We start from the raw sequence: 25559 nt of genomic DNA, 5'->3' as shown, positions 1-25559 counted from the left end.
GACCGCGCCGTGCGCTCAGGCGTGCGGCACGGTCACCGATGTCGCGACCAGGCCGCCCCGGACCGTCCAGCGGCCCTCGAGGACGCCGCGGCGCTCGCCGCCCACCAGCGGGCCGGGGACAAGGAGTTCGGCACGCAGAGCGCCGCCGGAGGGCTGTGCGGGGTCGACGAGGATCTCTATGTCGGCCTCGGTGAAGTCCAGCCACTTGCCGGTGAGCGGGAACCACGCCTTGTAGACGGACTCCTTGGCGCTGAACAGCAACCGGTCCCAGTGGACCGCGGGGTACGTCCCGGCGAGTTCCCGCAGCCTGACCCGTTCCCCCGGCAGGGAGACACTCTCCAGCACGCCCTCCGGAAGCGGTCCGTGGGGTTCGGCGTCGATGCCGAGGGAGGCCAGGTCGGTGGCGCGGACCAGGGCGGCGGCGCAGTAGCCGTCGCAGTGGGTCATGCTGCCGGTGAGGCCGGCCGGCCACCGCGGGGCGCCGCGTTCCCCGGGCAGGACCGGCTGCGGCGGCACCCCGAGCTTCTCCATGGCCCGGCGGGCGCAGGCCCGCACGACGGTGAACTCACGCCGGCGTCTGGGCACCGCGGGGGCGATGAGCGCGGCCTCCTCGGGGTACAGCGTGGCGTTCTCCGGCTCGTCGTGACCATGGACCTCGACGGACACCACCGAGTCCGGCAGGAGTTCCTCGATCACCGTGCGCCGACCTCCCCGGGCACGATCCGGCGCAGCCGTCCGGGCGGCTCCGGCCGCTTGCGCCACTCCCGCGGATAGCCCACCGACACCTCCTCGAAGCGGACGCCCTCGTGCCAGGTGGTCCGCGGGATGTGCAGATGGCCGTAGACCATGGTCTCGACGCGGAACCTGCGGTGCCAGTCGGCGGTCAGCGTGGTGCCGCACCACATCGCGAACTCGGGGTACCACAGGACGTCCGTCGGGTGCCGGTCCAGCGGGTAGTGGTTGATCAGGACCGTGGGCAGGTCGTCGGGGAGCGCGGCGAGTCTGCGCTCGGTCTCGGCGACCCGGGCCCGGCACCAGGCCTCGCGGGACGGGTAGGGGTCGGGGTGCAGCAGGAACTCGTCGTTGCAGACGACGCCGGTGCCGTGCGCGTACGTGAGGCCCTGCTCCTTGGTGGTGCAGCCGGCCGGCAGGAAGGAATAGTCGTACAGCAGGAACAGCGGGGCCACGACGACCGGGCCGCCGGGGCCGTCCCAGATGGGATAGGGGTCCTCGGGGGTGAGGACGCCGATTTCCCGGCACATCTCCACGAGGTGCTCGTAGCGGGCTACCCCGCGCAGGGTGACGGTGTCCTTCGGATGGGTCCACAGTTCGTGGTTGCCGGGGGCCCAGACGACCTGGCGGAAGCGGCCGGCGAGGGTATCGAGGGCCCAGCGGATGTCGGCGACGGTCTCGGCGACGTCACCGGCCACCAGGAGCCAGTCGTCGTCGGTGCCGGGGCGCATCCGCTCGACGAGGGAACGGTTCTCGGGATAGCCGATGTGCAGGTCACTGACGGCCAGCAGCTGGGCCGCACCACCGGCCACAGACGTCACCTCTCGCCCCCTCCGATCACCCGGGTGGGACCACGAGAACACATTTGGTTTCCCGGTACAAGAGTGGCCCGGGGCGGCTGAGCTTCATGATCGGAAATTCCGTAACACGGGTGTTGCACGCGTGGCCCCTGGAAAGCCGTATGATCGCCCCACCACCACCGCTCTGAAACTTCCCCTTCGCAAGGGGCGGTTTGGTGACCCTCCAACCACCCTGCCCGGGCACGGGCCTGCTTCCCCCTGCCCGAAAAACCCGAAAGGCGGCCTGCATGCTCTCTCGCGTACGCGTCTGGCTCAACCGCACGTACGCGGAGAACGTGTTCTTCATGGATCAGCTGCGGCGAAATCCCAGCGCCAGAGCCGTCGAGATCCATGCGACGCACGGAGACGCCGACTCTCCCGTGCTGGCCGCCGCGGACACCGCCGAGCTGGAGCCGGAGGGGCTGTCCCCGGCCGGCTACGTCGAGTTCGCCCTCGACCAGTGCCAGCGGCGTGGCATCGACGTGTTCGTGCCCCGGCTGCACCAGGCGGCGATCGTCGCCCATCGCGCCGACTTCGCCGCGATCGGTACGGCGCTGCTCGCACCGCCGCCGGAGGCCGTCGCCGTCTTCCACGACAAGGTCGTCGCCTACGAGGCGGTCCAGGCGGTCGGTGTTCCGGTGCCGCCGTGGTGGCGGGTGCGGACCGCGGACGAGCTGGTCGCGGCCGTGGAGGAACTGGAGGCCGGCGGTCACAAGGCCTGCTTCAAGCCCGCGTCCGGCGCGGGCGGGGTGGGCTTCCGGGTCATCACGCGCGCGCCCTTCTCCCTCGCGCAGCTCAACGGGTTCCCCGGTCCGTACGTGTCGCTCGACACGGTCGTCGAGGCGCTCGAGCAGGCCGACGAGCAGGTGGACTGGCTGGTCATGCCGCGTCTTGAGCAGCCGGAGGTGTCGGTGGACACGCTCACCGGGACCGACAACCGGGTGCGGCTGGCGATCGGCCGCACGAAGAACGGGCGGCGGCGCGGGTTCACCCAGCACGAGCAGTGGCTGGAACCGGCACGGCTGATCGCCGAGGGGTTCGGGCTGCACTATCTGTCCAACATCCAGTTCCGGATGTTCGGTGACCGGCCCGTGCTCATGGACGTCAACACGCGGCCTGCGGGCGGACTGCACCAGCTCTCCCTGTGCGGGGTCAACGTGCCGTGGGCCGCTGTGCAGTTGGCGCTCGGCGAGGACACCGGGGTGATCGAGCCGCCGTTCCTGGGGCAGGACTACACGGTGGTCTCGGGGCTCAGGCAGTTGCGGCCGGTGTCGGTGCCTCATCAGCGGGTCGAGGAGGTCGAACCCTTGTTGCCTTCCGTTCCCGCGCCTGCACCTGCGGTGGAAACGGCTCAGGCGGCCCTGCCGCTTTAGGTTTCCTGCCGGGCGCGGGTGTCTTGATCCAGCCCCGCGCCCCTGTGGCCTGTCCGACTTCCGTCAGTTGTCTTGACAGGTGGATTGGTCCATACCAACTTGGTTGCGCACCCCCTGCACCTCTCTGCACTCCCGAACGCCCCCATTCCTTCAGGGAGATCGCGTGCGCAACCCACTCAGACGTTCCAGACTCCTCGCTCTCCTCGGCTCCGCCGCACTGGCTTTCGTCGGAGCCGTCGCGCTGCCCGGCACGGCTCAGGCGGCCAACGTCCTGACCAACCCCGGTTTCGAATCCGGGAACCTCTCCCCCTGGACCTGCACCGGCAACCTCGGCTCCGTCGTCTCCTCTCCCGTGCACGGAGGCACCAAGTCCCTTCAGGGCGCGGTGAGTTCGAGCGACAACGCCCAGTGCAGCCAGACCGTCGCCGTCCAGCCGAACACCACCTACAGCCTCAGCGGCTGGGTGCGCGGCTCGTACGTCTACCTCGGCGTCGACGGCGGCGCCTCCACGTGGACGACCTCCCCGTCGGCGTACAGCCAGCTCACCACGAGCTTCACCACCGGCGCCTCGCAGACCAGTGCCACCGTCTACGTCCACGGCTGGTACGCCCAGGGCACCTACTACGCCGACGACATCAGCCTCGACGGGCCCGGCGGCGGTGGTTCGGACACGCAGGCGCCGAGCGCGCCCGGGAGTCTGCGGTCCACCGCGAAGACCTCCTCCAGCGCGTCCCTCGCGTGGAGCGCCTCCTCCGACAACGTCGGCGTGACGGCGTACGACGTCTACAGCGGGTCGAACCAGGTGCTGAGCGTGTCCGGCACCAGCGCGACCGTGAGCGGCCTCGCCGCCAGTACCTCCTACACCTTCACCGTGAAGGCCCGGGACGCGGCCGGCAACGTCTCGGCGGCCTCCAACGCCGTGTCCGTGACGACCGAGGCGGGCGGCGGTGGCGGGACCGGGTTCAAGCAGGCCGCCCCCTATCTCTACCTCGGCTGGGGTGATCCGCCGAGCGCGACCTCGGTGATGAGCGCGACCGGGATCAAGTGGTACACGATGGCGTTCATCCTCTCCTCCGGTGGCTGCAACCCCGCCTGGGACGGCAGCAGGCCGCTGACCGGCGGCAACGACCAGTCCGTCATCAACGCCGTCCGGTCCGCGGGCGGTGACATCGTCCCGTCGATCGGCGGCTGGAGCGGCAACAAGCTCGGTCCGAACTGCTCGACCCCCGAGGCGCTGGCGGGTGCCTACCAGAAGGTGATCGACGCGTACGGTCTCAAGGCCATCGACGTCGACATCGAGAACACGGACGAGTTCGAGAACGCGACCGTGCAGGACCGGATCCTGAACGCCCTGAAGATCGTCAAGGCCAACAACCCGGGCCTGAGGACCATCCTCACCTTCGGCACCTCGACGACCGGGCCGACGTACTGGGGCAACCGGCTGATCGAGCAGGCCAAGGCGCTGAACGCGAACGTCGACGTCTTCACGATCATGCCGTTCGACTTCGGCGGCGGCAGCGACATGTACGGCAACACCGTGAACGCGTCGGAGGGGCTGAAGACCAAACTGAAGTCGACCTTCGGGTGGGACGACGCGACGGCCTACGCCCACATCGGGATCTCCGGCATGAACGGCCTCAGTGATCAGCAGGAGTTGACCAGCACGGCGATCTGGACCCAGATCCGTGACTGGGCGAACTCCCGTCACATCGCCCGGCTCGCGTTCTGGTCGGTCAACCGGGACCGGCCGTGCCCGGGCGGCGGGGTGACGAGCAACTGCTCCGGCATCAGCCAGAACAACTGGCAGTTCACCTCGATCACGGCCGGCTTCACCGGCTGAGCCGAACGGCGGTCAAGCGGCCGCACACCCCCACGCCTGTGCCGACTCGGCCAGGCGTGGGGGCAGTTCGGCGGCGGGGTCGCACACCAACCTCAGGTGGGAATCGCCCTCAGAACCGGCCGGCCCCCCGGTACAGCTCCGCTTCCCCGTCCAGCTCGACCTTGAGCACCGTGGCGTACGGGTCGAGGTCGGACTCGGCGGGCGGGTCGATCCACACGATGCCCACGGCCTCGTGGAGCCCGCCGACCACCCGGTGCCCGAGCTCGGCCCCGGTACCCAGGACGGTGACCTTGCGGACCGGGGTGACCAGCCCTCGCAGCCCGACCTCGGCGCGCGGCGCGTCGAAGAGCACCAGATAGAGCGTCCGGCCGTCCGCAGAGAGCGTGCTGGGTCCGTAGTGGTGCCCGGCGGGCAGCCCGCGCACGGTCCCGTACACGGCCTCGGAGTGCTTGCGGATCCACTCCCCCAGACCCTCCAGGCGCTCCACCTGAGGCTCGGGGATGGTGCCGTCCTCCATCGGGCCGACGTCGAGCAGCAGATTGCCGCCCCCACCGATGGTCTCGGTGAAGTAGCGGATCAGCTGGGCGAGCGACTTGTGGTTGTGGTCCTGGTGCTGGTACCCCCAGGAGTCGTTGATCGTCAGGCACAACTCCCAGGGACCGTCGGGAGGTTCGATGGGAGCGCCCTGTTCGGGGGTGGCGTAGTCGCCCTCGCTGAGCATGCGCGCGTTGAAGACGACGTCCGGCACGTAGGACCGTATGAGCGCGGCGAGTTCGGGGATGCGCCACTGCTCCTCGCTGCGGTCCCACTCGCCGTCGAACCACATCAGGTCGGGCCGGTAGCGGGAGGCGAGCTCCCGGATCTGGCCGTCCCGGTAGGCGATGAACCGCTCCCAGGCCGCCAGGTCCTCGTCCTCGGCGGCGACCTCGGAGTAGCGGTTGTCCTCCTGCTCCGGCGGGCGGCCCGGCTTGCGCGTGGAGGCGTAGTCGGGGTGGTTCCAGTCGGAGTGCGAGTAGTAGAAGCCGACCTTGAGGTCCTTCTCGCGCAGGGCCTCGACATAGGGGCCGACGTAGTCCCTGCCGAGGTTCAGCTCGCCGTACTGCGTGTCCCACAGGGCCACGCCGTCATGGTGACGGGTCGTCAGCACGGCGTACCTGGCGCCGGCACGGGCGAACAGGTCGGCCCACTCACGGGGGTCGTACTTCGCCCCCGTGAACCGCTCCAGCTGGGACATGTACTGATCGTGCGGGACGATGTCGTCGTAGAACGACCAGGACTCCTGGACGCCGTCCACGGCGTAGATGCCCCAGTGGATGAAGATCCCCAACTTGGCGTCGGTGAACCAGGGTTGCATCGGCACGGGGTCACCCCCTCCGCAGGCGGAGCGTCAGCACCTGGAACGGCCGCAGCGAGACCGGCACGCCGCCGTCGGCGACCTCGGCCGTCTCGTCCTCCAGCGGGCGCTCCAACAGGTCGGTGACCTGGGCGCCGGCGAGCGGGAAGCCGGTGCGCAGCACGCCCCGGGCGCGACCGCCGCCCGACTCGTACAGCCGGACCACCACGTCACCGGACCCGTCGTCGGCGAGCTTGACCGCCTCGACGGTCACGCCTTCGCCGTCGACCGAGACGACCGGCTCGGGGGCACCGGCCGCGTCCGCCACCCGGAGCGGGAGGTTGAGGGAGTAGCCCTCGGCGACGGTGTCCTCGATGCTCGCGCCGGGCAGCAGCGAGTAGGTGAAGCGGTGTGTGCCCTGGTCGGCCTCCGGGTCCGGGATGCGCGGGGCGCGGACCAGGCTGAGCCGGACCGTGGTCGTCGTACCGCCGTCCTCTCGGACCGTACGGGAGACGTCGTGACCGTAGGTGGAGTCGTTCAGCACGGCGACCCCGTAGCCCGGTTCGCCGACGTGCACCCAGCGGTGGCCGGAGACCTCGAAGCGGGCCGCCTCCCAGCTGGTGTTGGTGTGCGTGGGCCGCTGGACGTGGCCGAACTGGATCTCCGCGGAGGAGTGCGCGGCCCGGACGTCCACCGGGAAGGCGGCCTTGAGGATCTTCTCGGCCTCGTGCCAGTCGATCTCGGTCTCGAAGTCGATCCGGGGGCTACCGGCGCGCAGGGTGATGGTCTGGGTGATCGACGAGCCCTTGCCGAAGGACCGCGTCACACGGATCGCGCCCAGCAGCGGGTCCTCCGAGACGACCTCGACCGACGTGGGCTCCAGGAGATCGGTGTACCGGTTGTTGTAGTGCTTGTCGATGTCCCAGGCGTCCCAGTAGTTCGGGAGGTCGGTGTGCAGACGGAGCAGGTTGCCCTTGTCGCCCAGCACCTCCCGGCCGGCCCGCAGATCCAGGACGGACGACAGCGTGCCGTCCTCCGCCACCTCCACCCGCACCAGACCGTTGTCGAGGACGCGACCGGAGACACGGACCGGCTGCTCGGGCTCGGCGTCGGCCAGCGGCGCGCTGCCGTTCGCGGGCACCTCGACGTAGGCCAGAGCCTGATCACCCGTGCGGACCACCTCGGAACGGTCGAACGGGCTGGTGTTGAAGACCCGGGTGCCACCGGCGCCCAGTGCGGCCACCGCCTCGGCGGTCAGCGCCTCCAGCTCCGCGGCCACGCGGGCGTATTCGGCCTCCGCCTCGCGGTGCACCCAGGCGATCGAGGAGCCCGGCAGGATGTCGTGGAACTGGTGGAGCAGGACCGTCTTCCACAGCCGGTCGAGCTTCTCGTACGGGTAGGAGTAGCCCGGCGCGTGCAGCGCGGCCGTCGTCGCCCACAGCTCGGCCTCGCGCAGCCGGTGCTCGGAGCGCCGGTTGCCCTGCTTGGTGCGGGCCTGCGAGGTGTAGGTGGCGCGGTGCAGCTCGAGGTAGAGCTCGCCGACCCAGACCGGGGCGTCGGGGTACTCCTCGCGGGCCTTGGCGAAGAACTCGTCGGGGTGCTCGACGACGACCTTGGGCGAGCCCTCCAAATCGGCGAGGCGCCGGGCCCGCTCCATGATCTCGCGGGTGGGGCCGCCACCGCCGTCGCCCCAGCCGAAGGGGGCCAGGGAGCGCGTACCGCCGCCCTTCTCGTTGTAGTTGCGGACCGCGCGGTCCATCTCCTCGCCGCTGAAGCGGGCGTTGTAGGTGTCGACCGGCGGGAAGTGGGTGAAGATCCGGGTGCCGTCGATGCCCTCCCACCAGAAGGTGTGGTGGGGGAACTTGTTGGTCTGGTTCCAGGAGATCTTCTGGGTGAGGAACCAGTCGTTGCCGGCCAGCTTGGCGAGCTGCGGGTAGGCGGCGGTGTAGCCGAAGGAGTCCGGCAGCCAGACGCCCTTGGTCTCGACGCCGAAGTGCTCGATGAAGAACCGCTTGCCGTGGATGAGCTGGCGGGCGATGGCCTCGCCGCCGGGCAGGTTGCCGTCGGCCTCGACCCACATGCCGCCGACCGGCGCCCACTGGCCCTTCTTCACGGACTCCTGGATGCGGGCCCAGACGTGCGGGTAGTGGTCGCGGACCCATTCGTACTGCTGGGCCTGGGAGCAGGCGAAGATGAAGTCGTCGTACTCGTCGGCGAGCGCGGTGACGTTGGAGAAGGTGCGGGACGTCTTGCGCTTGGTCTCGCGGATGGGCCAGAGCCAGGCGGAGTCGATGTGGGCGTGGCCGACACCGGAGATCGTGTGGGCGCTGGCGTTGGCCGGCTTGGCCAGCACGGGCGCGAGGACCTCGCGGACCGCCGCCGCGCTGCCGGAGACGTCGTCCAGGTCGAGGGCGTCCATGGCCCGGTCCAGGGCGTGCAGGATCTCGTGGCGGCGGGGCTCGTGCTCGGCGAGGTGGACCATGAGCTCGCGCAGCACCTGGAGGTCCAGGTCGAGGTGGAAGACCTCCTCGTCGAGGACGGCGAGGTCGGCGCGCTGGAAGGTGTAGAGGGGCGCGGAGCCGGCCGTGAGCTTGTCGCCCATCGGCGTGACCTTCGAGAAGTTGTCCTTGAGGATGTCCGGGTTGGAGGCGGCCTCGACCAGGTAGTCGATCTCCTCGCCGCCGTTCGCCGGGTTGGCGATGGGGACGTACTGGTTGAGCGGGTTGACGGCCTTCAGGGGGCGGCCGTCGGCGAGGTGGACCAGGGCCTCGGCCTGGTTGCCGGGCCAGTCGCCGACGAAGCCGAGGTCGATGACCGCCTCGACGCGCTGTCCGGCCCACTCGGAGGGCACCCGGCCGCGCATCCGGAACCAGGTGGTGCCCCAGGGCGGGCCCCACGGGGTGTCCATCGCGAAGGGCGTGTAGCGGGCGGCCGCGGCCTCCTCGAAGGAGACCGGCTCGCCCGGCGCCTGCCAGGCCTCGACCTCGAAGGGGACGGTGGCCGCGTAGATCGCGGGCTTGATGCGCTGGTCGTGGGCGCGCTGGACGCGCTCCTCGATGCGGCGGCGTTCGTCGTGCATGAAGGGTCTCCAGGGAGGGAGAGAGCGAGCTGGTGGGGCCGACAGGCGAGGGGAAAGCGCTTTCTAAGAACCGGACGCTACTTAAGGTACGCGAGCCCGGGATGCACCGAGGTGTAGCCCTCGACCAGCTTGCGGGCGACATTGACGGAGTCGACCAGCGGGTGCAGCGCGAAGGCCTTCACCGCGGTCGCGCGCGAGGCGGACCCGGCGGCGGCCAGCACCTCCCGCTCGACCGCCTTGACCGAGCAGACCAGTCCGGTGGCGTGGTCGGGCAGCGGTGCGACGGAGACCGGATGGGCACCGTTGGCGCCGACGAGGCAGGGCACCTCGATGACGGCATCGTGGTCGAGCACGGAGAGCGTGCCCTGGTTGCGGACATTGAGGATCAGGGTGGTGCGCTCGTCGCGGGCGATGGCCCGCATGAGGGCGAGGGCGACCTTCTCGTAGCCGCCGGAGAGATCGTCGGCGTCGCGTTCTCCGGCGCCGGCCGTCTCCCGGTTCTCGGACATGTAGGTGGCCTCGCGCTCGGCACGCGTGCGGTCCCAGACCTCCAGCGCCTTGGCGCCGGGGGCGCCGACCTCGTCGTAGAACCGCGCCTGCTGGTCGGCGAGGAAGGCACCGCGGGTCTTCTCGGCGTGCTGGTAGGCGCGGACGGCCTCGCGGTTGAAGTAGTAGTAGTGCAGGTACTCGTTGGGGATCGCGCCGAGGGACTGGAGCCAGTCGACGCCGAAGAGCTTGCCCTCCTCGAAGGAGCCGAGCAGGTCGGGGTCGGCGAGCAGGCGGGGCAGCTCGTCCCGGCCGGCGATCTTCAGACCGCGGACCCAGCCGAGGTGGTTGAGGCCGACGTAGTCGATCCACGCCTCGTCGGGGTTGGCGCCCAGCACGCGCGCGATACGGCGGCCGAGGCCGACCGGGGAGTCGCAGATGCCGATGACACGGTCACCGAGGTGACGGGACATGGCCTCGGTGACCAGGCCCGCCGGGTTGGTGAAGTTGATGACCCACGCGTCGGGGGCGAGGCGGGCCACGCGCCGGGCGATGTCCACGGCCACCGGGACCGTGCGCAGACCGTAGGCGATGCCGCCCGCGCCGACGGTCTCCTGGCCGAGGACGCCCTCCGCGAGGGCCACCCGCTCGTCGTCGGCACGACCCTCCAGGCCGCCGACGCGGATCGCCGAGAAGATGAAGTCGGCGCCGCGCAGAGCCTCGTCGAGGTCGGTCGTGGTGGTCACCGTGGGGGCGTCGGGGACGGCGGCCGCCTGTTCGGCGAGGACCCGGCCGACCGCGGAGAGCCGGCCGGCGTCCAGGTCGTGCAGGACGACCTCGGTGACCCTGCCCTCGGCGCGGTCCGTCAGCAGCGCGCCGTACACGAGCGGGACCCGGAAGCCGCCGCCGCCAAGAATGGTCAGTTTCACCGGGTTCCTCCAAAAATGCCCCGGCGTTCAGGCTGGGACGAATCATCTCCGGACAGCGCGTCGCGAGAACCCGTCACGCGCTGCCTCCTTGCACTTGCTCCGAGGACCCGGGCCGGCGTCGACCCGGCCGGTGTCGCTCGCGTACGACCCGGTCGCCCACTGAGCGGTCGAGCGGCGTGAGCCAGGAATCTCCTTCGATTCCGGGAGCGGGGATTCAAGCTTGTACCTTTCCTGCCAGGATCACCTCGACGCCCGCCTCCTCCAGGGAGGAGCGGGTCGCCGCGTCGACCGGCGCGTTTGTCACCACCACGTCCAGGTCCTCCGGGCCGCAGACCTTCGCCATGCCCGTGCCCGGGAACTTGGCCGTGTCGGCGAGCAGGACGGTCTTGTCGCTCGCCTTGATCATGGCCCGTTTGACCGGCACCTCGACGACCGTCGTGTCCATCACCTGCCCACCGGGGCGCACTCCACTGGTGCCGAGGAAGAGCCAGTCGGCGTGCAGCTGGCGGAGGTTGTCCTCGGTGAGGAAACCGACCAGGGAGCGGTACTCGCGGCGGACCATGCCGCCGAGCAGCACCAGCTCGATGCCCTCGTCGTCGGCGAGCTCCTCGTAGACCACCAGGTTGCTGGTGATCACGGTGAGCCGGCGGCCGTGCAGCTGCCGGGCCAGGCGGTAGGCGGTGGTGCCGATGTCGAGCAGCACGGACTGGCCGTCGGCGACCAGCGCGGCCGCCCGGGCGGCTATGGCGTCCTTCTCCGCCACCCGGACCTCGGCGACCTCGGCGAAGGGCTGGTCGCCCTCCTCGGCGCGCGCGCCGCCATGGACCCGGGTGAGCAGCCCGTCCTCCTCCAGCTTGACGAGGTCACGCCGGATGGTGGCGGGGCTCACACCGAGTTGCTCGGAGAGATCCGTCACGGCCGCGGGGCCGCCTGAGCGCAGGGCCCGCAGGATGAGTTGGTGTCGTCGTTCAGCCAGCACGCCGTGAACACTACTCGTCATCTTCAATCATTTCCATGCTCAGTTCTGCTTAGGTATTGACCAATGTCGCCGAGCGGCGCACGATTCCCGTCATCGAAATTGACGAGTTTTGATGAGAGGCGCTCACGTGGACGACGACCGGCCCGAGGTGCTGCTGACCGGGCTGCTCTTCTACGACCTCGTCCTGACGGGTCTGGGAAAGCCGCCGACGCCGGGCGAGGAGATCTGGACGGGCGGCATGGGCTGCGGCCCCGGCGGCATCGCCAACCTGGCGGTCGCCGCGTCCCGCTTCGGCCTGCGCACCTCCCTGGCCACGGTCTTCGGCGACGACTTCTACGGCACCTACTGCCAGGAGATCCTCGCGGGCCAGGAAGGTGTCGACCTCTCGCTCTCACGGGTCGCGGACGGCTGGCACACCCCCGTCACCGTCGCGCTCGCCCACGGTGAGGACCGGGCGCTGGTCACCCACGGCCAGGAACCGCCGTACTCCCAGGACGCGCTCGTGGGCGACCCGCCCGAGGCGCGCACGGCCCTGGTGCACCTGGAGTCCGAGCCGCGCGCCTGGCTCTCCAAGGCCGCCGCGAACGGCACGCAGATCTACGCGGACGTCGGCTGGGACCCCACCCAGGTGTGGTCCACCGATCTGCTCGACCAGCTGGCCCTGTGCCATGCCTTCCTCCCCAACGAGACGGAGGCGATGGCCTACACCCGCACCGACAGCGCGGTCGCGGCCCTCGGCACACTCTCCGAGCTGGTGCCGGTGGCCGTGGTCACGCGGGGCGGGGACGGCGCGGTCGCCGTCGACCAGATCACCGGCGAGTACGCGGAGGTGCCGGCCCTGGCCGTCGACGTCCTCGACGCCACGGGCGCAGGAGACGTCTTCGGCGCCGGCTTCGTCGCCGCCTCGCTGGGCGGCTGGCCGCTGGAGGAACGGCTGCGGTTCGCCGTCCTCGCCGCGGGTCTTTCCGTACGGCATCACGGCGGGGCCCTGGCCGCCCCGGGCTGGTACGGAGTGGACCGGTGGTGGCGCTCGCTGACGGACCCCGGCCTGAAGCGGGCGTACGGATTCCTGGCCGACCGGATCCCGGCGGACGTGGGCCCACCGGTCCACCACGCGCCGGTCACACCGCCGGCCCGGCCGGCACCGTTCGCGCCGGTCGCAGGGGCCGAGCACGCTCCGGCCGCCCCGAAGACCCCGTCGGCCGAGCACGCCCCGATCTCCCCGGACACCCCACAGTCCGCGCACTCCCCCGTCGCCCCACCCGACACCGCACGGCAGCACTGACCGCGCGACTCCCCCCGCAAGCCCCCCGAATGCACGTCCCGAAAAGATCCGAAAGGCGGTGGGAGCTGTGCGGCTCTCACGAAGAGGCCTGCTCCGCGCGGGCCTGGGCGGTACAGCCGCCACGGCACTCGGCGGCCTGGCCACCGGCTGCGCCGTTCCGACCGGTTCGACCGGCCGGAACATGGTCCTGTGGTACTGGAGCGGCGGTCTGAGCGACACCGTCGTGAAGAACGCCAAAGCCCGCTACGGCAGTTCCGTGAGCCTGGACGCCATCCAGATCGGCGGCCAGTACCGCTCCAAGCTCATCACCACCATCACCGGCCGGGCCCACATCCCCGACATCGCGGGGCTCAAGGGCGAGGACATGGCCGCCTACCTGCCGAACGCGGACCAGTTCATCGACCTGCGGACGCTGGGCGCGGAGAAGTACAAGAGCCAGTACCTGTCCTGGAAGTGGGACCAGGGCATCGCCGACGACGGCACGATGGTCGGCTTCCCGATCGACTGCGGACCGGTCGGGCACTTCTACCAGTACGAGATCTTCCGCAAGGCGGGGCTGCCGTACGAACCGGACGACGTGTCCAAGGAGCTGAACACCTGGGAGAACTACTTCGCCGCGGGTGAGCAGCTCAGGAAACGGATCCCGGGGACCATGCTCCTCACCGACGTCAACTCCGTGTTCGAGAACGTCGTACAGCAGGGCTCCAAGCGGTACGTCGACAAGGACCGCCACTTCATCGGCGACCAGGAGCACGTACGCAACGCCTGGGCGCTCGCCGTGGAGGCCAAGCGTCGCGGGATCGTCTCCGACCTCGTGAGCGGCACCCCGGACCAGCTGTCGGCCAAGCAGGACGGCAAGCTGCCCAGTGAACTGGGCGCCTCCTGGGCGGCCTTCGACATCAAGAACGGGGTGCCGAAGGCCAAGGGCAGGTACCGGGTCGCCCAGATGCCGGTGCGGCCCGCCAACAACGGCGGATCGTTCCTGTCGATCACCAAGGCGTGCCGGGAGCCCGAGCAGGCCTTCCAGATCATCGCCTGGATCCTCGACGCGTCCAACCAGGCGCAGGGTTACGTCGACGCGGGCCTCTTCCCCTCCACGCCCGCCTCGTACGGCCTCAAGCAGATGCGGGAGCCCGACCCGTACTTCGGCGGCCAGGTCACGACCGACATCTTCGGGCCGGCCGCGCAGAAGATCGTGGTCGCCTACAACAGTCCGTTCGACGTCGCGCTCGGGCAGCCCATCAAGGACGAGATCAAGAACGTCGGCGTCCTCGGCAAGGACCCCGAGAAGGCCTGGAGTGACGCCATGAGCAAGTGCCGTCGCATAGCGAAGCACCTGGGGGTGAGCTACTGATGGCCGTCCTCGAGCAGACTCCGCCCGCGGTGGTGCAGCCCTCGCCCACGCGGCCCAAGAAGGGCCTGCGCAAGTACTGGCACCTCTACGCCGCGATCTCCCCCTTCTATCTGATCTTCCTCGGCTTCGGCCTGTTCCCGGTCGGCTTCTCGCTCTACCTGTCCTTCCACCGCTGGGACGGCCTCGGCTCGATGGAGTGGGCCGGTCTCTCGCAGTACCAGTACCTGCTGAGCGACAGCGACTTCTGGAACTCGATCGGGAACACGATCATCATCTGGGCGCTGGCCACCTTCCCCATGATCTTCCTGGCGATGGTCACGGCCGTGATGCTCAACTCCGCGGTCCGGTTCAAGGGTCTGTACCGCGTCGCGTACTTCCTGCCGAACGTCACCTCGGTCGTCGCCATCGCGATCGTCTTCGGCTCGATCTTCTCCACCAACAGCGGCGTGGTGAACGCCGTCCTGCACTCGGTGGGCATCGACCAGGTGGCCTGGCTGAACACGCCCTGGGGCATCAAGGTCACCATCGCCGCCCTGATGACCTGGCAGTGGACCGGCTACAACGCCATCATCTTCCTCGCCGGCCTGCAGACCGTCCCGGGGGAGCTGTACGAGGCGGCGCGCATGGACGGCGCCGGTCCGATCCAGACCTTCTTCCGGATCACGCTCCCGCTGCTGCGGCCCACGCTGCTGTTCGTGCTCGTCGTCTCGACGGTCACGGGTCTGCAGAGCTTCTCCGAACCGCAGGTCCTGCTCCAGACCTCGTCCAACGACTCGACGTTCGCGGGCGGACCCGGCCACTCGGGCCAGACGATGGTCCTCTACTTCTTCCAGCAGACCTTCGACAACAACGACTTCGGGTACGGCGCCGCGGTGGCGTGGGGCATCTTCCTCGTCGTGGTCCTCTTCTCGATCATCAACTGGCGCCTCGTGCAGCGCCGCGGCGACTAGGAAGGGTGCGCATCATGGCTGCCATCAAGGGATCCCGCCGCAGAGGGATCGCGCTGCACCTCCCGCTGATCATCGGCACCCTGCTCTCGGCCTTCCCGTTCTACTGGGCCGTGATCATGTCGACGCACAGCTCGTCGGAGATCTTCGCGTACCCACCGAAACTCCTGCCGGGAACGCACTTCCTGGAGAACGTCCGCAACCTCTTCGACGCCATCGACTTCTTCGGGTCGATGTGGAACTCGCTGCTGGTCGCGGTGTCGGTGACCTTCCTCGTCCTGCTCTTCGACTCGCTCGCGGCGTTCGTCTTCGCCAAGTTCGAGTTCCCGGGCAAGAACCTGCTGTTCGGGCTGCTCATGGTCATCTTCATGGTGCCGGCGCAGCTGTCGGTCATCCCGCAGTTCGTGATCATGGCGAAGATCGGCTGGATCGGCTCGATGACCGCGCTGATCGTGCCGGCCGCGGCCAACGCCTTCGGCATCTTCTGGATGCGCCAGTACATGAGGTCCGCCATCCACGACGAGCTGCTCGACGCCTCCAAGCTGGACGGCGCCAACTTCCTCCGCCAGTACTGGCACGTGGCGCTGCCGGTGGTCCGCCCCGGTCTCGCCTTCCTCGGCATCTTCACCTTCATGGGCCAGTGGAACGACTTCGCCTGGCCCCTGATCTCCCTGACCAACCCCGACAACGTGACCCTCCAGGTCGCGCTGTCCCAGCTCAACGGCACCCACGGCACCACCGACTACGGCATCGTGATGACCGGCGCCCTGCTCGCCCTCGTCCCGCTGCTGATCGTGTTCGCCATCGGCGCCAAGCAGATCATCGGCGACCTCGCCAAGGGGGCCGTACGCGGATGACGGACGATCCCCTGATCGCCCTGCGCCCCTGGGAGGCACCCGAGGTGACCTCCTGGGGACGGCTGCCCATGAACGCCGTCGACCGGCGCTCCGGAGTACTCCCCCTGGACGGCGACTGGCGCTTCCAGTTGCTGCCCGCTCCGGACGCGCCGGTCGGCGGCTCCTGGTCCTCGGCGTACGTGCCGGGGGCCTGGACCGTGCAGGGCACCGACGACCTGCCGCGGTACACGAACGTGCGGATGCCGTTCCCCGAGTACCCGCCCCACTCCCCCGCGGCCAACCCCACCGGCGTCTACGAGCGTGAGGTGGACGTCCCCGCCGAATGGGCCGGACGCCGGATCGTGCTCCAGGTCGGGGCCGCCGAGAGCGTGCTCCTCGTGCATGTGGACGGGCGGCCCGTCGGCGTCTCCAAGGACTCCCATCTGGCGGCCGAGTTCGATCTCACGGGACGGGTACGCGTCGGCGCGCGGAGCGTCGTACGACTGACGGTCATCAAGTGGTCGGACGCCTCTCACATCGAGGACCAGGACCAGTGGTGGCACGGCGGGATCACGCGGTCCGTGCTGCTGTACGCGACGGATCCGCTGCATCTGGCGGACGTGACGGTGCGGGCGTCCGGCAGCGGCAAGCTGCGGGTGGACTGCCGGGCGCGGGACGCGGGTGGCGCACTGCCCGAGGGGTGGTACGTCAGCGGCGAGCTGGAGGGGCAACCGCTCACCCAGGACGAGGAGTTCGACCGGTTCAACGCCGAGGACGAACGGGTCTCCGACTTCCTCGGCGAGGCACGGCTGCGGACCGTCGTGGAGGACGTGCGCACCTGGAACGCCGAGACACCCGAGCTGTACTCACTCACCGTCCGACTGCACCGCGCCGACGGCACGGTCGCCGACACCTCACGGCACCGGACCGGCTTCCGGGACGTCGAGATCACCGGCCGCGACCTGCTGGTCAACGGCGAGCGGATCTTCGTCCGGGGCGTGAACCGGCACGACTTCCATCCCCTGACCGGGCGGACGGTGTCGTACGACGACATGCGCGCGGACCTGATCACGCTCAAGCGCTTCGGGTTCAACGCGATCCGCACCTCCCACTACCCCAACGATCCCGCCCTCTACGACCTCGCCGACGAACTCGGTTTCTACGTCGTCGACGAGGCGGACATCGAGTCCCACGACCACGCCCACGAGATCGCCGACGACCCGCGCTATCTGCACGCCTTCGTGGACCGGGTCTCGCGGATGGTGCTGCGGGACAAGAACCATCCGTCGGTCGTCATCTGGTCGCTGGGCAACGAGTCGGACTACGGCGCGAACCATGACGCGGCCGCCGGGTGGGTGCGCCGGCACGACCCGACGCGGCCGATCCAGTACGAGGGGGCGGCCAAGCTCGACTGGGCGGACCCTTCGGTGGCCTCCGACATCGCCTGCCCCATGTACGCCTCGCTCGAGGAGTGCGTGGCGCACGCGCTCTCCGGGCGGCAGACCAAGCCCCTGATCTGGTGCGAGTACTCCCACGCCATGGGCAACAGCAACGGCACACTCGCGGACCACTGGGCCGCCATCGAGTCAACGCCAGGTCTTCAGGGCGGGTTCATCTGGGAGTTCTGGGACCACGGCATTCTGCAACATGTGAACGACGGCAGACCGGTCGGACGTGGGGGCGTCGGGCTCCATGACAACGGTGTCGCCGCGCCCGGCCACCGCTGGGCGTACGGCGGCGACTTCGGCGAGCTCCTGCACGACGGCGCCTTCATCGCGGACGGCGTGGTCTTCCCCGACCGCACGCCCAAGCCGGTGATGTTCGAGCACCGCGAGATCGCGGCGCCGGTGCGCATCGAGTGCTTCAGGCACGAGGGCATCGTGCTCGGCAACCACCAGCACTTCCGGGGCCTGGCCTGGCTGACCGGCGACTGGGAGCTCTCACTCGCCGACGGCCGCACGCTGACCTCTCCCGCCGAGCTGCCCGATCTGCGGCCCGGTGAGACGGCGGCGGTACCGCTGCCGTTCGAGCTGCCCGAGGAGGGCGGCGAGGCGTGGCTGACGCTCCGGGTGACGACCGCCGGGGACGAGCCCTGGGCGACGCGCGGCACGGTGGTGTGCCTGCCGCAGGTGCGGCTGCGGGAGGCGGTTCCGCAGGCTCCGGTGATGCTGAAGAACCGTTCCGTCGAGGTCGACGGCGACGGTCTCCTGGTCCACCCCCTGCTCACCTGTGCACCCACGCTCTCCCTGTGGCGGGCGCCCACCGACAACGACGAGCTCGGCGGCATGGCACCGCGCTGGCGTGACTGGGGACTCGACGCCCTGGTGCGCAAGGTCACGGACGTACGGCAGAGCCCCGGCCAGGTCACCGTTCACGCCGAGTACGCCTGTGAGGCCGGTGTCGTCCGCCATCTGCAGGTCTTCACCGCGGTCGAGGGCGCCATCCATGTCGCGGAGTCGGCCGAGCTGCCGGACGAACTCGACGACGTGGCGCGGGTCGGCTCCGTCTTCGAGACGGTCGCCGGGCTCGACCTGATGGAGTGGTACGGACAGGGCCCCTGGGAGTCGTATCCGGACCGCGCCTTCGGAGCGCCCGTCGGCCATCACTCCGTGCCCGTGGACGAGCTGTTCACCCCCTATCTGCGCCCGCAGGAGAGCGGCGGCCGGCACGGTGTACGGCACTTCACGCTCTCCGCGCCGGACGCCACCGGCCTCGCGGTCGTCCTGGACGAACCACGCCAGGTCGGCGTGAGCCGGTACCGCGCCGCGGACCTCACCGGCGTGACGCACCACGACGAACTCGTCCCGCGGGCGGGCTGTGTCGTGCACATCGACGCGGCCCACCGCGGCCTCGGCACCGCCTCCTGCGGACCCGACACCACCGCCTCCTATCTCGTTGCGCCGGGCGTCCATCGCTGGAGCTGGACTCTGCGCGCGCTCTGAACCCCCCTTCTTCTTCACTTCCCTTGCAACGGAGCACACGTGTGCACTTCGCATGAGCACGATCAGGGCGAGGCCGCCCAGGCCGGTGCCGGACGACGCAGTTTCCTGCGGGCGACGGCACTGCTGGGCGCGGCCGCCACGGCAGGGGTCGCGCTGCCGGCGGTGGCCGAGGCCGCGGTGTCCGGGTATCGTCCCGACACCCGGAGCCGGCGCTTCACGCTCGCCGTCATGCCCGACACGCAGTACCTCTTCGACGGGCCGAGCATCGACAAGGCTCCCGTCGAGGCCGCGCTGCGGTATCTGCTGGAACACGGGAAGGACGAGAACATCGTCTTCCTGTCCCACCTCGGCGACCTCACGCAGAACGGCGCTGCACCCGAGTTCGCCGCGATCGGCGAGGCGTTCGAGCTGCTGGACCGCCGGGGTGTCGGCTACAGCGTCCTCGCGGGCAACCACGACGTGAGGTCGTCCACCACCGACCAGCGCGGTGCGACGCCGTACCTGGACGTGTTCGGCCCCGACCGGTTCAAGGGCCGAAAGACCTTCGGCGGTGCCTCGCCCGACGGCTACAACACCTTCCACCTCTTCGAGGCCGCGGGCCGCGAGTGGATGGTGCTCGCGCTGGACTGGCGCCTTTCGGACCAGGGGTACGCCTGGGCGAAGAGCGTCCTGGCCGCCCACCCGAGGACGCCGGTCGTCCTGACCACGCACGAGCTGGTCGTCGGGGACGACACCCTCTCGGACTACGGTCAGCAGCTGTGGGACCGGCTGGTCAAGGACCACGACCAGATCTTCCTCACCCTCAACGGGCACTACTGGCCGGCCGGCCGGGCGACCCGCAGGAACACGGCGGGCAACGACGTCCACCTGCACCTGACGAACTACCAGAACCGGTACTTCGGCGGCGCCGCCATGATCCGCCTGTACCGCTTCGACCTCGACCGCGGCGTGATCGACGTGGAGACGGTCTCCCCGTGGATCCTGGGCCGGGCCTCCAGGGGGCTCAACGAGCTGGAGCGGCAGGAGATCGAACTGAGCGGCGACGCCGACCGGTTCTCCGTCGACATCGACTTCGCCTCGCGGTTCGCCGGCTTCGATCCGGTGCCCGGGCGTGCGGCGCGTCCGGCGGCCACCATGCTCGTGCCGGGTACCGCCGCGTACTGGCGCTTCGAGTCGGCGGTCTCCGGCACGGTCCGTGACCTCTCCGGCCGCGGCAACGACCTCACCGTGGTGTCGGTCGGCGGCGGCTCACTGGGCTGGTCCGCCGACCATCACCCCGACCAGCCCGGCCACGGCAGCCTGGAGTTCCAGGGCTACAAGTCGCCGCTCAAGGGCGCGTACCTGAAGACGGTCGACGGGGCCCCGCTCAACAGGGCGACCTTCGAGGCCGGTTACACCATCGAGGCGTTCTACCGGCTCCCCGCGGACTGGGACCCGGACCACAACGCCTGGTCGGGCCTGGTCAGCCGGACCGGCACCGGCGGCGCCGCGGGCAAGACCGGCGACGACCCCGACGAGCCGCTCGCCACGCTCTCGCTCTCCAACGACCGTGAGCCGCAGTGGGCCATGCGCCCGCTCGACCAGGAGGGCATCGCCACCAACTGGGGCCAGGAGACCCCGCTGGAGACCTGGTGGCACCTCGCCCTCGTCAACGACGGCAGGCACTCCACGCTGTACGTCCAGGGCTGCCCGGTGGTCCGCAACCCGAAGGCGCCCGCCGTCGGCATCACCTCGGTGGGTCTGCCGTGGCTGCTCGGCGGCTACGAGTACGGCGGCGAGATCGACCAGATCTTCCACGGCCGTCTCGGCGACGTCCGGATCGTCGGACGCGCCCTGCCCGTCTCCTCCTTCATGACTCACTGACGGGAATCACCATGACCGAGCAGCAACTGCCTTCCTGGGCCGACCCCTCCGTCCACCCCGCCGACCTCGACGCCCAGGGCGTGTCGAGGCGCGGACTCCTGCGCCGCGCCGGCCTGTTCGGCGCCGCGTTCGCCCTCGGCTCGGCGGCGACCCCCGCGTTCGCCTCCTCCGAGAAGCGGGGCTTCGGCGGCGACGACCCGCGTCTCGCCTACCTGGTCGGCGACCACCACGTCCACTCCGTGTACAGCCACGACGCGAAGTACACGTTCTCCCAGCAGGCGCAGGCCGCCGCCAGGTACGGCCTCGACTGGATGGTGTTCAACGAGCACTCCAACTTCGGACACGCCTACTACGGCGCCAAGATGGAGCACGCGGAGATCGTCAAGGCCCGCGCGGAGAACCCGCGCCAGCTGATCTTCCAGGGCCTGGAGTGGTACATCCCGGCCGCCGAGCACTGCACGGTGTTCGCGGCCCCCGGCCCGCACGAGACCGACCTGCTCACGCGGTTCGAGCTCGCCTACGACGGCAAGCTCCTCAACTACACCGAGGGGTCCGCGGGCGCCACCGACACCGCGCGCAACGAGGCCCACGCCGTCAAGGCGATCAAGTGGCTGGCGGAGCAGCGCCGTTCGGGCTACGTCGACGACGTCCTCGTGATCGCCAACCACCCGCTGCGGCTCGGCATCGACTCCCCGCACGAGATGCGGGGCTGGCGGGACGCAGGGCGGGGTGGCGGGAGAGAAGGTGCCCCCGAGATCATGATCGGCATGGAGGGCGCACCGGGCGCCCAGGGCGCGGCGATCCCCGGCCGGCGCGGGGCGACCTCGATCCGCGGCGAGTACGAGAACAAGCCGTCGGCGCAGTCGTGGTCGGGCTATCCGACGGACGCGTATCTGACGTACGGCGGCTTCGACTGGGCGACGGCGACCGTCGGCGGGCTGTGGGACTCGATGCTGGCAGAAGGCAGCCTGTTCTCGATCACCACGAACTCCGACAACCACCGCACGGTCTTCGACACGTGGAAGAACGGCGACTGGCCGGCCGGCCAGAACTTCGACAACACCGGCAAGCTGCCCGACCCGGTGAACACCGACACCCCGCAGCCCGGCAGCGACTTCTGGCCCGGCGAGTTCAGCCGCACCCACGTCGGCGTGACCCGCTACGGCTACCGCGCGGTGATGGCGGGCCTGCGCGCGGGCCGGATCTGGGTGGACCACGGGCATCTGCTCGACGGACTCGACGTCCGCGTGAAGCGGGACTGCGACCTGGGCCGCGGGGTCACGCTGGGCGGGCGGCTGCGGGTCCGCAAGGGCGAGAGGATCACGCTGTACGTCACCGTCACCAGCGCCTCCCGGGCCAACCCGCAGGGCATCCTGCCGGAGCTGGCGCACGTGGACGTGATCCGGGGCGCGGTACGGGGTCCGGTGAGCGACCGGGACGACTGGAAGGCGCCCGACACCAAGGTCGTACAGACGACGGACGTGTCCGGCCGGAAGGGGACGTACACCCTGCGCATCCCGCTGACCGCCGGGGACGAGTCCTTCTACGTCCGCCTGCGCGGCAGCGACGGCAAGCGCCACGGTACGGGGTATCTCGGCGCCTCGGTCGACGCGCACGGGCCGATTCCGCACGAGCCCGGCAACGGTGACCCGTGGGCGGACACGTGGTTCTATTCCAACCCCGTCTTCGTCGACGTGGCGGATGCCTGACGAAACGTCATCTCACTGTTCCGGGCTGCTTATCGGGTGCCCTCGCGCTCGGCGCGGGTCCCGCCTTCGCGGGCGGTGACCCGCACTGGGTGGAGACCGGCACACTCCGGGCGGAGATGATCCCGCCCGGGGTGTGCGCGCTGTCGACGGCCGTGTACTCCTACCGTCAGGCGTAGAAGCGCGACAGGCTCTGCAGCACCGCGGCCGGCTTGGCCCCGCCCTCGATCTCCACCGCCCCGTCGACGGTGACCTGCACGCCGCCCGGCACCTCCTCGACGTCCGTGAGCTTGGCGACGAGGCGGATGCGCGAGCCCACCTTCACCGGCGAGGGGAAACGGACCTTGTTCAGGCCGTAGTTGACCTTCGTGGTGACGCCCTGGACGTCCAGCAGCTCGGTGAAGAGCGGGATGAACAGCGAGAGAGTGAGGTAGCCGTGCGCGATGGGCGCGCCGAAGGGGCCTGCCGCCGCCTTCTCGGGGTCCACGTGGATCCACTGGTGGTCGCCCGTGGCGTCGGCGAACGTGTTGATGCGCTCCTGGGTGACCTCGATCCACTCGCTGGTGCCGAGGTCGCTGCCGGCGAGCTTCTTCAGTTCGTCGAGGCCGTTGACGGTGACGCTCATGTAGCTGTCCTTACCTAGGAGTGTGAGCCGAAGCGCTTGCGCACCCGGGACTTGAGGAGCTTTCCGGAGGCGGTGCGCGGGAGTCCGTCCGCGATCACCACCGACTTGGGGATCTTGTACTTGGCGAGCCGTCCGGCCAGGGAGGCCAGCACCTCGTCGGGGTCGGGCGTGGCGCCCTCGCGCGGCACGACGACCGCCCGCGGCACCTCGCCCCACTTGTCGTCCGGGACACCGATGACCGCGCACTCGGCGATGTCCGGATGGCCGAGGAGCAGGTCCTCGATCTCGGCGGGGTAGATGTTCTCGCCGCCGGAGATGATCATGTCCTTGATGCGGTCGACGATGAAGACGTATCCGTCCTCGTCGACGCGGGCCGCGTCCCCGCTGCGGAACCAGCCGTCCGCGAAGGAGGCGGCGGTCTCCTCGGGCAGCCCCCAGTAGCCGGGCATGACGTGCGGCCCGCGGAGCACGACCTCGCCGGTCTCGTCGATGTCGACGGGTGCCAGGTCCGGCCGTACCACCCGGACATCGCTGAAGAAGTGCGGCACGCCCGCCGAACCCGCCTTGCTGATGGCGTGCTCGGCATCCAGGAACAGGGTTCCGGGAGAGGCCTCGGTCATGCCGTAGCCCTGGAGGAAGGTGAGCCCGCGCTCCTGGTACGCGGCGATCAGGGGGGTCGACACCGGGGAGCCGCCGCAGGTCAGGATCCGCAGGGAGGACAGGTCCGCGTCCGCCCAGCGCGGATGCCTGGCCACCTGCTCGAACATCGTCGGCACCCCGAACATGAAGGTGATCCGGTGCTGTTCGATCAGGTCGAAGGTCGCGTTCGGTTCGAAGGCCTCCACCAGGACACAGGTGCCGCCCTTCAGCAGTACGGGCAGCGTCAGCATGTTCAGGCCGGCCGTGTGGAACAACGGCGCGGAGACGAGGGCGCGTTCGTCCGTGATCAGGTCGGTGTCGACGAGGACGTTGATCGCGTTCCAGGTCAGGTTGCCGTGGGTGAGCATGGCGCCCTTGGGGCGGCCGGTCGTGCCCGAGGTGTACATGATGATGCAGGTGTCGTCTGCGGTGACCGGCTCGTCGATCGGTTCCGCCGCCGACTCGGCGAGCAACTGCTCGTATTCGGCGCCGACTTCGACGTACGTACGGACGTCGGTGCTGCCCGGCAGTCCGGCGACGAGCCCCGCGTGCGAGGGGCCGTAGACCAGTGCCCTGGCCCCGGAGTCGGACAGCTGGTAGCCGATCTCCGGTCCGGCGAGGCGGGTGTTGAGGGGGACGAAGACCGCGCCCAGGGAGCCGGCCGCGAAGAGCGTCTCCAGGTAGGAGGGGTGGTTCGGGCCGAGGTAGGCGACGCGGTCGCCGCGCCGGATGCCCCGGGCGCGCAGGGCGTGCGCGAGGCGGGTGACGCGGGTGTGCAGTTCGGCGTACGTGAACGTCGTGCCGCCGTGGATCAGGGCGGTGCGGTGCGGGGTCTTGCGGGCCCGGCGTGCGGGCCATGAGCCCAGTCCCTCGTTGCGCATCTGAGGCCCCTTATGGCTTGGTGAGCCCGAGCAGACGGGCGGCGTTCTCCTTGAGGATCTTCGGCTTCACCTCGTCCTTGATCGACAGCTTCTCGAAGTCGGCGAGCCAGCGGTCGGGGGTGAGGACGGGGAAGTCGGAGCCGAAGAGGACCTTGTCCTTGAGCAGGGTGTTCGCGTACTGCACGAGCTGCGGCGGGAAGTACTTCGGCGACCAGCCGGACAGGTCGATGTGCACGCCCGGCTTGTGCGTGGCGACGGCGAGGGCCTCGTCCTGCCAGGGGAAGGACGGGTGCGCCAGGATGATCTTCAGGTGCGGGAAGTCGGCCGCCACGTCGTCGACGTGGAGCGGGTTGGAGTACTTCAGGCGGATGCCGCCCCCGCCGGGGACCCCCGCGCCGATGCCGGTCTGGCCGGTGTGGAAGAGGGCGATGGTGCCGGTCTCCTCGATGACCTCGTAGAGGGCATAGGCCACCGAGCGGTCGTTGGGGAAGAAGCCCTGGATGCTGGGGTGGAACTTGAAGCCCTTCACCCCGTACTCCTCGACCAGGCGGCGGGCCTGCTTCACGCCCGCCTTGCCGCGGAAGGGGTCGATGGAGGCGAAGGGGATCAGCACGTCGGAGTTGGCGGCCGCCGCTTCGGCGACCTCCTCGTTCGGGACCGGCGCCGTGCCGGTCGCGGACTCGGCGTCCACCGTGAAGATCACGGCGGCCATCTTCCGCTCGCGGTAGTAGGCGGCGGTCTCCTCCAAGGTCGGCTTCCGCTTGCCCTCGACCTTGAAGTAGGCCGAGGAGGCGTCGTGCAGGTCGTCGTCCAGGGAGGAGTGGCCCTTGGAGGACACCTCCGCGTGGGTGTGGACATCGATCGCGACCAGGTCCTCGACGTTCATGGAGA

General features: G+C 69.9%; 18 protein-coding genes. 9 read left to right on the top strand and 9 right to left on the bottom strand.

From position 1 onward, the window contains the following. Positions 1 to 15: 15 nt before the first annotated feature. Positions 16 to 696, bottom strand: a complete 681-nt coding sequence (locus QF027_RS39860; protein ID WP_306973938.1) for a 4'-phosphopantetheinyl transferase family protein — start codon at positions 694 to 696, stop codon at positions 16 to 18. Beyond that, positions 693 to 1553 (bottom strand): metallophosphoesterase family protein, encoded by an 861-nt coding sequence (locus QF027_RS39855; protein ID WP_307080235.1) that lies wholly within the window; start codon positions 1551 to 1553, stop codon positions 693 to 695. The genes QF027_RS39860 and QF027_RS39855 overlap by 4 nt, the downstream gene beginning before the upstream one ends. A gap of 266 nt (positions 1554 to 1819) precedes the next feature. Between QF027_RS39855 and QF027_RS39850 the strand changes: the two genes are divergently transcribed. Together QF027_RS39850 and QF027_RS39845 are read left to right on the top strand one after the other, a co-directional pair. Further along, the gene (locus QF027_RS39850; RefSeq protein ID WP_307080233.1) at positions 1820 to 2944 is read left to right on the top strand and encodes an ATP-grasp domain-containing protein; all 1125 of its coding nucleotides are present in this window, start codon (positions 1820 to 1822) and stop codon (positions 2942 to 2944) included. A 163-nt stretch (positions 2945 to 3107) separates the two neighbouring features. Beyond that, positions 3108 to 4784: a carbohydrate binding domain-containing protein gene (locus QF027_RS39845; RefSeq protein WP_307080231.1), complete on the top strand. Its 1677-nt coding sequence runs from the start codon at positions 3108 to 3110 to the stop codon at positions 4782 to 4784. 109 nt (positions 4785 to 4893) lie between these two features. Here QF027_RS39845 and QF027_RS39840 read toward each other — a convergent pair whose 3' ends face one another. The 4 genes from QF027_RS39840 to QF027_RS39825 all read right to left on the bottom strand — a co-directional run bounded on the left by QF027_RS39840 (position 4894) and on the right by QF027_RS39825 (position 11590). Further along, entirely contained in the window at positions 4894 to 6144 is a 1251-nt protein-coding gene (locus QF027_RS39840) for an alpha-L-fucosidase (protein WP_307080229.1), read from the bottom strand. Between the two features lie 4 nt (positions 6145 to 6148). Beyond that, entirely contained in the window at positions 6149 to 9196 is a 3048-nt protein-coding gene (locus tag QF027_RS39835) for an alpha-mannosidase (protein ID WP_307080227.1), read from the bottom strand. Between the two features lie 77 nt (positions 9197 to 9273). Further along, positions 9274 to 10611: a 6-phospho-beta-glucosidase gene (locus QF027_RS39830; RefSeq protein WP_307080225.1), complete on the bottom strand. Its 1338-nt coding sequence runs from the start codon at positions 10609 to 10611 to the stop codon at positions 9274 to 9276. A 214-nt stretch (positions 10612 to 10825) separates the two neighbouring features. Then, positions 10826 to 11590, bottom strand: a complete 765-nt coding sequence (locus QF027_RS39825; protein ID WP_306973953.1) for a DeoR/GlpR family DNA-binding transcription regulator — start codon at positions 11588 to 11590, stop codon at positions 10826 to 10828. Positions 11591 to 11717: 127 nt separating this feature from the next. On the opposite strand from QF027_RS39825, the gene QF027_RS39820 reads away from it, so the two are divergent. From QF027_RS39820 to QF027_RS39790, 7 genes are all read left to right on the top strand, one after another. After that, complete coding sequence (locus QF027_RS39820; RefSeq protein ID WP_307082659.1) at positions 11718 to 12875, top strand: carbohydrate kinase family protein; 1158 nt, start codon at positions 11718 to 11720, stop codon at positions 12873 to 12875. A gap of 67 nt (positions 12876 to 12942) precedes the next feature. Continuing rightward, positions 12943 to 14229: an ABC transporter substrate-binding protein gene (locus QF027_RS39815; protein ID WP_306973955.1), complete on the top strand. Its 1287-nt coding sequence runs from the start codon at positions 12943 to 12945 to the stop codon at positions 14227 to 14229. Further along, on the top strand, positions 14229 to 15179 hold the full coding sequence (locus QF027_RS39810; protein WP_306973957.1) for a carbohydrate ABC transporter permease: 951 nt from the start codon (positions 14229 to 14231) through the stop codon (positions 15177 to 15179). The genes QF027_RS39815 and QF027_RS39810 overlap by 1 nt, the downstream gene beginning before the upstream one ends. Before the next feature lie 14 nt (positions 15180 to 15193). Beyond that, complete coding sequence (locus QF027_RS39805) at positions 15194 to 16033, top strand: carbohydrate ABC transporter permease (RefSeq protein ID WP_307080224.1); 840 nt, start codon at positions 15194 to 15196, stop codon at positions 16031 to 16033. Beyond that, on the top strand, positions 16030 to 18954 hold the full coding sequence (locus QF027_RS39800; protein WP_307080222.1) for a glycoside hydrolase family 2 TIM barrel-domain containing protein: 2925 nt from the start codon (positions 16030 to 16032) through the stop codon (positions 18952 to 18954). Before QF027_RS39805 ends, QF027_RS39800 begins: the two co-directional genes overlap by 4 nt. Before the next feature lie 39 nt (positions 18955 to 18993). Further along, positions 18994 to 20817, top strand: coding sequence for a LamG-like jellyroll fold domain-containing protein (locus tag QF027_RS39795; protein WP_307080220.1), 1824 nt, complete (start codon positions 18994 to 18996; stop codon positions 20815 to 20817). Between the two features lie 11 nt (positions 20818 to 20828). Further along, positions 20829 to 22526, top strand: a complete 1698-nt coding sequence (locus tag QF027_RS39790) for a histidinol-phosphatase (protein ID WP_307080218.1) — start codon at positions 20829 to 20831, stop codon at positions 22524 to 22526. A 166-nt stretch (positions 22527 to 22692) separates the two neighbouring features. Here the strand turns inward: QF027_RS39790 and QF027_RS39785 are convergent, their stop codons facing one another. From QF027_RS39785 to QF027_RS39775, 3 genes are read right to left on the bottom strand one after another with little or no spacing between them, the layout of a single operon-like run. After that, positions 22693 to 23148, bottom strand: coding sequence for a MaoC family dehydratase (locus tag QF027_RS39785; RefSeq protein ID WP_057612706.1), 456 nt, complete (start codon positions 23146 to 23148; stop codon positions 22693 to 22695). A gap of 14 nt (positions 23149 to 23162) precedes the next feature. Beyond that, on the bottom strand, positions 23163 to 24668 hold the full coding sequence (locus QF027_RS39780) for an acyl-CoA synthetase (protein WP_306973970.1): 1506 nt from the start codon (positions 24666 to 24668) through the stop codon (positions 23163 to 23165). A 10-nt stretch (positions 24669 to 24678) separates the two neighbouring features. Further along, positions 24679 to 25554 carry an amidohydrolase family protein gene (locus QF027_RS39775; RefSeq protein ID WP_306973972.1) on the bottom strand — a complete coding sequence of 292 codons (876 nt, stop codon included), beginning with the start codon at positions 25552 to 25554 and terminating at the stop codon, positions 24679 to 24681. Positions 25555 to 25559 lie beyond the last annotated feature (5 nt).

This window comes from Streptomyces canus, assembly GCF_030816965.1.
Taxonomy (GTDB): domain Bacteria; phylum Actinomycetota; class Actinomycetes; order Streptomycetales; family Streptomycetaceae; genus Streptomyces; species Streptomyces canus_E.
Note: the sequence above shows the minus strand (reverse complement) of the source record. Positions and strands in the feature narration are given on the sequence as shown.

Bases quoted from the DNA above. Each gene is read 5' to 3' on its own strand.
- QF027_RS39850 (WP_307080233.1), top strand. From the start codon at position 1,820: ATGCTCTCTCGCGTACGCGTCTGGCTCAACCGCACGTACGCGGAGAAC.
- QF027_RS39835 (WP_307080227.1), bottom strand. From the start codon at position 9,196: ATGCACGACGAACGCCGCCGCATCGAGGAGCGCGTCCAGCGCGCCCAC.
- QF027_RS39810 (WP_306973957.1), top strand. From the start codon at position 14,229: ATGGCCGTCCTCGAGCAGACTCCGCCCGCGGTGGTGCAGCCCTCGCCC.
- QF027_RS39805 (WP_307080224.1), top strand. From the start codon at position 15,194: ATGGCTGCCATCAAGGGATCCCGCCGCAGAGGGATCGCGCTGCACCTC.
- QF027_RS39800 (WP_307080222.1), top strand. From the start codon at position 16,030: ATGACGGACGATCCCCTGATCGCCCTGCGCCCCTGGGAGGCACCCGAG.
- QF027_RS39790 (WP_307080218.1), top strand. From the start codon at position 20,829: ATGACCGAGCAGCAACTGCCTTCCTGGGCCGACCCCTCCGTCCACCCC.
- QF027_RS39785 (WP_057612706.1), bottom strand. From the start codon at position 23,148: ATGAGCGTCACCGTCAACGGCCTCGACGAACTGAAGAAGCTCGCCGGC.
- QF027_RS39780 (WP_306973970.1), bottom strand. From the start codon at position 24,668: ATGCGCAACGAGGGACTGGGCTCATGGCCCGCACGCCGGGCCCGCAAG.
- QF027_RS39775 (WP_306973972.1), bottom strand. From the start codon at position 25,554: ATGAACGTCGAGGACCTGGTCGCGATCGATGTCCACACCCACGCGGAG.